The organism is Micromonospora sp. 4G55 (genome assembly GCF_016803375.1).
Genome location: NZ_JAEVHN010000365.1, coordinates 1 through 6,238, shown reverse-complemented (window position 1 = coordinate 6,238; position 6,238 = coordinate 1). Strand labels below are relative to the sequence as shown.

The window sequence follows — 6,238 nt, the reverse complement described above, 5'->3', positions numbered from 1 at the left end:
GCAGGCCGGTGGTGCCGTCACCGCCGCCGCCACCGGCCGGCGCCGCGCCGATCGGGGTGACGGTGAAGGTGGCGCTGCCGCCGGAGCTGCCGTCACCGCACGTGGTGGTCACCGTGTAGGTGCCGAGGGTGAAGCCGGCGGTGAAGAGTTCCGCGCTCAGCCCGCCGCCGGCCGCGGCGGTGGTGGAGCGGACGTTCTGGTCCCGGTTCGGGCCGGTGACACGGAAGATCGCGTCGCCCGCCTTCGGGTTGCAGCTGGTCGCGGTGAGTACGACCGTCCCGCCGACCGGGGTGGTGGCCGGTGACACGATGGTCTGCGCGAGCGCGGCGGCCGGGAGCAGAAGCGTGCCGAGTCCCACGCCGAGCGCCGTCGATACGAGAACTGACTGTGCCTTCATACGCGTCTTCCCTCACTTTTCGTCCGCTGTCTGCGTGGGACGTCGTTCGGGTGGCCAACTCCGTAACTAGCACCGGTGTGGCCAACACTAGGAGGGTTGGGCGTCGCGCCCGACGTAAATGAGAAATCTTCGTTGCCGTCCGGAGTTTTCCCTCGCGCCGGGGAGCTGCGGAAATGCCCGCACAGGACCGCCCACAACGCCCTTCCGGTCGTACCGGCTCGTGCCGGTCGTCCCGTTGCGGGGGGGGAAGCGGCCTGCTGCGCGGCCCGTCCCCTTGTGGGAAGAGCTGTCCGGGTCGGCCGGTTCGGCGGCGGGCGGCGCTTCGCGGCGCGGGAAGCGGTCCTTCGGGTTCAGGTCGGAGCCAAGGTGCCGAACGGGACGGTCGGGCCTGCGGCTGACGCCCAGGCTCGTGCCGCTCCACTGTGCTCGGCGAGGTGACCTTCGGTGGGTCCTGTCCCGGTCCTCGAATGACGGCCCGATCGGGCCGTTCGACGGCGGACGGTATGCCGGCCGGTCCGGCGGGGAGCGCAGGCCGGGGGAGCGGCGACGCCGTCGGCGGTCGGTGCGGACGGCGGTACCGAAACTGCGCACCGGTGTGCCTGGTCGACGGCGCTGCCTGCACGTTCCGGCACGTGGAAGACCGTCCACGAACGACACAGACGCTGGCCGGCGAACGGCAGGTGGGACAAGGGTCGTGCGGGCCGTCCAAGCCGACGCCGGCGCGGCAGGCCGCATCGGCTGGTCCATGGCGAGCGTGGATTCCACCTCCTGTCGCGCTCCCCGAGCCGAAGCGCTCTGGCTCTGGCTTCGCCCATGATCCGCCGGACAGGACCTGGCGGTGAGGCGCGCGAAAACCAGTGGAACAGCGTCGCTGTGCGCCACTACCGTGCTGCCCAACCAAGTCGTCTGATCAAGGACGTGCCGTTGTACACCCTGTGAGACCTCCCGAGCGCTGATTCGTCGCGCGTCGCGCATGTGCGCCGCGCTTCTTTTTGCTGCGGACTTCTCACTGAAACGGTGTACTTCTGTGCTCAAAAACTGGGTGGTCGTGCCCACCTGCCTGCCCCTCGTTCTCCGCCGTTGCCACGCGTGCGCGTCCGAGCGCTTCCGGGCAAGCGGCAAATTTCGCGTCAACGCGAACCACAAGCTCATCGACGCCTGGCTCCTCGTGCTCTGTACCGTCTGCGGGGAAACGGCGAAGCTCACGGTCCTGGAGCGGATGACGGTGCGCTCCGTACGACCTGAGCTGCTGGACCGGCTGCATGACAACGACTCTGGCCTGACGGCTGAGCTGCTCCAGGATCCGGTCGTGCGGCGCCGTAATCGCATCGCCCTCGACTGGGACAACGCCTGGCGCCTCGACACCGGCGGATCGGATCACCTGGACCACGAGGTGATCGACGTCTCGGTCCGCTTCGCGGCGCGGATTCCTGTCCGGCCGGTGCGACTGATCGCTGAAGGTTGCGGTCTTTCGCGGGCCGAGGTCGAGAGACTGATCACGGAGGGGAAAGTCGTTTCGGCAGTCCGGCTGAGCGGCAAGCTCTCCGGCGACTTCACCTTCACGCTCAAGCGCTGAGCCCTAATTCCTAGGGCCTGTCCGGCAGGATCCGCCGGACAGGCCCTAGGCGGCGGCCAGTGGCTCGCCGGTCTCCAGCAGCGACTTCAGGCTGGCCAGCACCTCCGGCCAGCCACCGCTGCCCGGCAGCTGGCCGCTGATCGCCCGGTACATCTCGCTGTCGGGGGAGAAGTCGTCGTGGGTGACGGTGAGCCGCACCCCGTCGCCGTGCGGGGCGATGTCGAACGTCACCGTGGAGCGTCGCTCACCGAGCCGGGCGGCCAGCTCCTCGTCCGACCAGCCGAAGAAGGCGGCGTGCTCCGGCTGGAAGCCGTGCCAGGTGTACGACAACCGCCGGGGCGGCTCGGCGACGAGCACCTGCTGTCCGAGGTCGGCGAACTCGTCGTCCGGGCCGTTCTGCCAGAGCAGCGGGGCACCGGCCGTCCACTCCGACCTCAGGGCCACCCCGCCCCAGTAGCGACGGGTGAAGGCCGGCTCGGTCAACGCCTGCCAGAGGCGCTGCGGTGTGGTGCGGATGTACGTGGTGTAGACGAAGCTCGGGCTCTCCATCGGTTGACGCTCCAATGCGGTCTTCAGATCGGCCAGGGCGTGCACCCGGTCGCGGTCGTAGCGGTGAATCCACCGGTCGGCGATGGCGTTGATCGGGGCGGCGTTGAGGTGGTGCAACTTCTCCCGGCCCCGGCGCACCGTGGTCACCAGGTTCGCGGCCTCCAGCACGGCCAGGTGCTTGCTGACCGCCTGACGGCTCATGTCGATCCCGGCGCAGAGGTCGCCCAGGGTCTGTCCGTTGCGGGCGTTGAGGCTGTCGAGCAGCCGACGGCGGCTCGGGTCCGCCAGCGCCCGGAACACCTCGTCCATGCCTCGCCACCTCTGATGCGCAACCGTGCGGTTGCCTGTCACGATACGCAACCGGCTGGCTGCATGTCCAGCGCGCCCCAGCATCCGACCAGCACCGCCCAACCAGCTAGCCTCCTAGGATGCCGTAGCGGGTGTGACATCACCTCCCCAGTCGGGTGCCCGCAGGATGCAGGGCCGGGCCACGCCTGCCGATGCGGTGCACGTCCTCGCCGCCGGCCGGTACGCCAGAAAGGTGTGACAGATCGATCCCGCTGATGGTGTCGACGCCGCCAGCGGCGTCGACATGCCCGTCGAAGGGGACCGCCCCAGCCGAGGTTCGGCCGAAGGGCTCCATCCGGACGCCGTGGACGACGACTGAGCTGCGCCCTGTTCACCAGCGGGGCAGCCACTCGTTGATCTGGAACACTGCCTCAGCGGGGAGCGCGTCGCCAGAACTGGCGTGGGGCGTACCCGTCGCGGCGCAGCCAGTGCTCGGTGTAGACGATCCGTTCGGCCTCGATGACGACCAGCGGTCCGCTTGGTGGCTCGTCCAACGACCGTCCCCGCTCCGCGTGGTCGGACTGCCAGCGCACCGCCGGCCACCAGTGCGCGAAGTCCGCGTCGCCCTCGTGCAACACCCGGGCCCGCCCGAACAGTTGCGCGCCGCGGCTGCTGGCCTGCCCGACGAGCGGGGCGAACACCCCGACCGACACCCGTGGGTCGGCCGCGATGTTGCGCATCTTCGGCGAGCTGGCCGCAGCGGTGAACATGACCGCGAAGTCGAGGTGGAAGTAGCGGACCGGGGTCGCCAGCGGGCCGTCCGGGCCGGCGGTGGCGAGCACGCACATGTTCTGCGACGACAGCAGGTTGAGGATGCGTTCGTCGAGACGCTCGCGGTCCAGGCGGGCGGTGGGGGCGGGGCCGGCGAGCCAGGGGTTCGTGACGGGCATGGTGGATCATCCCATGCCCGTCACCGGTCCTCAGATCCGGTCGGGGAGCGACCCCGGTGCGGGGCGACTCACCGCTTGCGCGCCTGGAGGGTGTACGTCTGCGCCAGCCGCCACGGCCGCTCGGCCAGCCGCCACTCGCCGTCGGCGTCCTTGGTCTGCCGGCCGGGCAACGCGTCCCAGGGCGCGCTGTCGTGCTCCTGGAGCATGGTGAGGTCGAGGCCGGCGTCGACCAGGGCGGTGACCACCTCGCCGAGGCCGTGGTTCCACTCGTGGGTGGTGTTGTGCTGGAACGTCGCCTCGGTGCTGACGTAGGTGCCCGGCTCCTGCCAGACCAGCGGTTCCGGTCGCTCGAAGTACGGGTGCTCCACCACCAGCAGCCCGTCCGGGTGGGTCTCGTCCAGCGCCCACAGCATCGGGTGGCCCTCGCGCAGGAAGAGCCGGCCGCCGGGGCGCAGCAGCGCGGCGACCACGCCCGCCCAGCGGCGGATGTCGGGCAGCCAGCACAGCGCGCCGACGCCGGTGTAGACCAGATCGAAGCCGCCCACGCCGAGCACCTCGGGGGCGGCGTAGACGTCGGCCTCGACGAAGTCGACGGCGGCCCCGGTCCGCTCGGCCAGGGCGCGGGCCTGGGCCAGCGAGGCGCCGGAGAAGTCCAGCCCGGTCATCCGCGCGCCGAGCCGGTGCAGCGAGACGGTGTCGGTGCCGATGTGGCACTGCAGGTGCACGCCGCGCAGGCCGGTCACGTCGCCGAGGCGGGGCAGGTCGAAACGGACCACCTCGCTCAGGTACGCCGGGTCGGCGGCGAAGCGCTCCACCGCGTAGTCGGGCGACGCGGCGTGGGCGGGGGCGCGCTCGTCCCAGTTGGCCCGGTTGAGGGTGCGGTAGTCGGTCACCGGCGAACCGTCGCACATCCCACCGCCGCCGCTCAACGGGGATTCGCCGCCCGCGGAACTGGTAGGTTGCCTCGCCGTGACGGGGGAGCGGTGGGACGGGCGGTTCACGAAGCTGTGGGCGGCGAGCACCATGTCGGCGCTGGGCAGTGGCATGGCCACGGTGGCGGCGCCGCTGTACGTGGCGGCGCGCACCGACGACCCGCTGGTGGTGGCCGCGGCGTCCGGGGTGGCGTGGCTGCCCTGGTTGCTGTTCGCGTTGCCGGGCGGGGTGTTGGCGGACCGGGTCGACCGGCGGCGGCTGATGGTCGTCATCGACTGGGTACGGGTGGCCGCCCTGGCGGTGCTGACCGGCGCGATGCTGACCGGCCGGGCCGGGGTGGTGCTGCTGTACGTGGTGCTCTTCGTGATCAACACGGGCGAGATCGTGTTCCGGTCGGCCAGCCAGGCGATGCTGCCGGCGGTGGTGCCCCGGGCCCGGTTGGAGCGGGCCAACGGCTGGCTGGGCGGCGGCACCACGCTGATGAACGGGATGCTGGCCGGTCCGCTCGGCGGGTTCCTCTTCCTCGTCGCCGAGAGCATCCCGTTCCTGGTCAACGCCGGCACGTACGCGCTGAGCGCCGTGCTCGTCGCGCTGGTCGCCGGGACGTACCGGGGTGGCGAGGACGCGGGGCGCCCGCCGGCGCGGTCGGTGCGGGCGGAGATCGGGGAGGGGTTCCGCTGGCTGCTGGGGCAGCGGCTGCTGCGCACCATGGCGGTGCTGATCGGACTGCTCAACCTGACCCTCACCGCGGCGCTGGCGGTGCTGGTGCTGCTCGCCACCGAGCGGCTGGGTCTGGACTCGGTCGGCTACGGGCTGCTGTTCACCTGCATGGCGGTGGGTGGGCTGCTCGGCGCGGTGGTCGGCGACCGGCTGGTCGCGGCGAGTCGGCGCCACCTGGACCATCCGGGTCGGGCTGCTGGTCGAGGCGGGCCTGCACCTGGCCCTGGCGGCGTCGACGAGCGCCTGGCTGATCGGCGGGGCGCTGTTCGCCTTCGGGGTGCACGGCGCGTTGTGGAACATGGTCGCGAACTCGCTGCGTCAGCGGCTGACCCCGGCGGCGTTGCAGGGGCGGGTCGGCGGCACGACGCTGTTCATCGCCGCCGGCGGCAACTGCGCGGGCGCCCTGCTCGGCGGCGTGATCGCCACGACGTTCGGACTGACCGCGCCGTACTGGGTGGGGTTCGTGGTGGCGGTGGCGGTGTCCGCGGCCACCTGGCGGGTGTTCGACCGGGCCACGGTCTCCGCCGCGTACGCCGACCCGGACGACCGGCAGCCGGTCGTCCGGGTCGGTTGAGCGGTCAGCGGGCCGGGACGGGCAGCACCTCGCCCCGCTCCGCGGAGCGGTGCGCCAGCTCGATCAGCTCCACCGTGGCGACGGCGTCGCGCGGGTCGACCGGCATCGGGGTGCCGTCCCGCAGCGCCGCCGCCACCTGGGCGTAGAAGTCCTGGTAGCGGCCCGGGTCGGTGGGCACGGGGCGCAGGTCGCCGTCGACGCCGAGTCGGCCGTACCGCTCGGCGGGGACCTCGCCCCAGCCCGGCGCGTCC

General features: G+C 71.8%; 6 protein-coding genes and 3 pseudogenes. 4 read left to right on the top strand and 5 right to left on the bottom strand.

The window, feature by feature from the left end:
* The coding region (locus JNW89_RS24430; protein ID WP_255541189.1) for a hypothetical protein at window positions 1-397 on the bottom strand (397 nt) is incomplete at its 3' end.
* A gap of 583 nt (window positions 398-980) precedes the next feature.
* Between JNW89_RS24430 and JNW89_RS24425 the strand changes: the two are divergent.
* Both JNW89_RS24425 and JNW89_RS24420 read left to right on the top strand, forming a co-directional pair.
* Window positions 981-1,175: pseudogene (locus JNW89_RS24425) on the top strand (transposase); the annotation flags it as partial.
* Between the two features lie 249 nt (window positions 1,176-1,424).
* A complete protein-coding gene (locus tag JNW89_RS24420) occupies window positions 1,425-1,973 on the top strand; it encodes a DUF1062 domain-containing protein (RefSeq protein ID WP_238450656.1) in 549 nt (182 codons plus the stop codon).
* A gap of 45 nt (window positions 1,974-2,018) precedes the next feature.
* On the opposite strand, the gene JNW89_RS24415 is transcribed toward JNW89_RS24420, so the two are convergent.
* From JNW89_RS24415 to JNW89_RS24405, 3 genes are all read right to left on the bottom strand, one after another.
* Window positions 2,019-2,831 (bottom strand): metalloregulator ArsR/SmtB family transcription factor, encoded by an 813-nt coding sequence (locus JNW89_RS24415; RefSeq protein WP_238450655.1) that lies wholly within the window; start codon window positions 2,829-2,831, stop codon window positions 2,019-2,021.
* 410 nt (window positions 2,832-3,241) lie between these two features.
* Window positions 3,242-3,760, bottom strand: coding sequence for a pyridoxamine 5'-phosphate oxidase family protein (locus JNW89_RS24410; RefSeq protein WP_238450654.1), 519 nt, complete (start codon window positions 3,758-3,760; stop codon window positions 3,242-3,244).
* 68 nt (window positions 3,761-3,828) lie between these two features.
* Window positions 3,829-4,671 carry a bifunctional 2-polyprenyl-6-hydroxyphenol methylase/3-demethylubiquinol 3-O-methyltransferase UbiG gene (locus tag JNW89_RS24405; RefSeq protein WP_255541190.1) on the bottom strand — a complete coding sequence of 281 codons (843 nt, stop codon included), beginning with the start codon at window positions 4,669-4,671 and terminating at the stop codon, window positions 3,829-3,831.
* Between the two features lie 112 nt (window positions 4,672-4,783).
* On the opposite strand from JNW89_RS24405, the pseudogene JNW89_RS24400 reads away from it, so the two are divergent.
* Both JNW89_RS24400 and JNW89_RS24395 read left to right on the top strand, forming a co-directional pair.
* Window positions 4,784-5,509, top strand: a pseudogene (locus JNW89_RS24400) (MFS transporter); the annotation flags it as partial.
* Between the two features lie 22 nt (window positions 5,510-5,531).
* On the top strand, window positions 5,532-5,987 hold the full coding sequence (locus JNW89_RS24395; protein ID WP_238450659.1) for a hypothetical protein: 456 nt from the start codon (window positions 5,532-5,534) through the stop codon (window positions 5,985-5,987).
* A 4-nt stretch (window positions 5,988-5,991) separates the two neighbouring features.
* Here the strand turns inward: JNW89_RS24395 and JNW89_RS24390 are convergent.
* Window positions 5,992-6,238, bottom strand: a pseudogene (locus tag JNW89_RS24390) (oxidoreductase); the annotation flags it as partial.

Coding starts and splice junctions, on each gene's coding strand:
- JNW89_RS24415 (WP_238450655.1), bottom strand. CDS start 2,831: ATGGACGAGGTGTTCCGGGCGCTGGCGGACCCGAGCCGCCGTCGGCTG.
- JNW89_RS24410 (WP_238450654.1), bottom strand. CDS start 3,760: ATGCCCGTCACGAACCCCTGGCTCGCCGGCCCCGCCCCCACCGCCCGC.
- JNW89_RS24405 (WP_255541190.1), bottom strand. CDS start 4,671: ATGTGCGACGGTTCGCCGGTGACCGACTACCGCACCCTCAACCGGGCC.